3 protein-coding genes are annotated in these 1,532 nt (G+C 44.0%); all 3 read left to right on the top strand.

Annotated elements, in window-relative coordinates:
• Positions 1-117 precede the first annotated feature (117 nt).
• Positions 118-696: a peroxiredoxin family protein gene (locus V7L97_RS11860; protein ID WP_333656244.1), complete on the top strand. Its 579-nt coding sequence runs from the start codon at positions 118-120 to the stop codon at positions 694-696.
• Positions 680-1,228 (top strand): tetratricopeptide repeat protein, encoded by a 549-nt coding sequence (locus V7L97_RS11855; protein WP_333656242.1) that lies wholly within the window; start codon positions 680-682, stop codon positions 1,226-1,228. The genes V7L97_RS11860 and V7L97_RS11855 overlap by 17 nt, the downstream gene beginning before the upstream one ends.
• Before the next feature lie 64 nt (positions 1,229-1,292).
• Positions 1,293-1,532 (top strand): hypothetical protein (locus V7L97_RS11850; protein WP_333656240.1); only part of this gene is annotated, 240 nt, incomplete at its 3' end.

Genomic DNA, 1,532 nt, shown 5'->3' with positions numbered 1-1,532 from the left:
CCTTTCAATGACCCATTATGCACTGGGGCTGGTTTATGAAAAGCTCGGAGATCATGAAAAGGCCATAATGCATTACAAGGAAGGCGTAAAGACCTATAAGGTGAGGATAGGGAAGGAATGAGGGCTTTTAAAAGGGAGAGGATATTGATTGTACAGGCAATAATATTTATTGCCGTAATTGTTGGCTCTTTTGTTTATACCGCCACTGCCCAGGCATTGCTCCAGATAGGGGCTCAAGCTCCTGAATTCACGCTCAAGGATATAGAGGGCAAGGACATAAGCCTTTCCCAATATTCACAGAAAAAGGCGGTCGTGGTTCTGTTCTGGTCCACATGGAGCGCCAAATCCCCCAATGCCCTTAAGAGATTTGAAGGGTTTTATAAAACATATAAGGACAGGGGAATACAGGTGCTTGGAGTTAATGCCGACAGCCAGGCTATTTCGAACGAAGACATAGAGAAGATAAAAAAACTTGTAAAAGAATTCGACATCACCTTCCCCATGCTCATGGATAAGGAATTAAAGGCATTCCATGAATGTAGTGTAATAGCACTTCCCTCTACAATAATTGTATCCGAGGGCAAGATAGCCTATGAGCTGCCGGGATTGCCGCTTGTAGGCACAGAGGACATGTTCGATTATCTCCTTGTGCTGGCAGGCGAGCAGCCTAAAAAAGAAGATGGAGCCAAAGTATAAGCCAAGACATGATGCAATAGCAGACACAAACCTTGCAAGGGGATTTGTAAAGAGGAAAAAATACGATATGGCATATCCTCTGTTTAAGAAGGCGATAGAGAAGGACCCGAAGTACATGCTTCCATATGTAGAGCTTGCAAGGCTCTATGAGACGGAAGGGAAGAATCCGGAGGCTGAAGAGACCTTTAAGAACGCACTTAATGCAGAACCCGAAAATGTGGCGGTCATGAGCGAATTCGGCTATTTTCTTACAAAGCTCGGCAGGATAAAGGAGGCCGTTGAAATCCTTGACAGGGCCGTGAAGAAAAATTCTTATACTCCGGCTTATTATTATCATCATGCCTATGCCCTTGCAAAGAATGGACAGATTAAGGATTCTCTCGGTGCTTTTGAGGGTGCCCTCTCAATGAACCTATATGACTCGAAGCTGTACTCCCTGAGGGGAGAGGTTTATGAGAACAGCGGGATGCTGAAAGAGGCGGCATCCGATTACAAAAAGGCCCTCGAACTTATTTTGAAGATAAAAGAATAGAATTGTTCGTCAAATAAAATAAAAACCGATCGCTGAACTGTAATGCTAAGATAAGGGGGAGAGTGTGAAGAAACTTGCTGTAACTATAGTATCTTGTCTTTTTCTTGCTCTTATTGCTGCAACCTTTGCGCTCGGCAATCCCGAGAGGTTTTCCATAATCAGGCCTGTTGATTACAGTATGGTCGAAGGGGAGCTCATCCCCATTGTTATAAGATTGAGCAATAATGTGGATGCGATCGCCATCGTCAGAAATAATGACGAGATCTTCAAGGGGACTGATGTCAAGGGGAAAGAGTATTTATGC

It is taken from the genome of Dissulfurispira sp. (assembly GCF_036745535.1).
Lineage (GTDB): Bacteria > Nitrospirota > Thermodesulfovibrionia > Thermodesulfovibrionales > Dissulfurispiraceae > Dissulfurispira.
The sequence above is the reverse complement of the archived record's forward strand: the minus strand, read 5'-3'. Positions and strand labels throughout refer to the sequence as shown.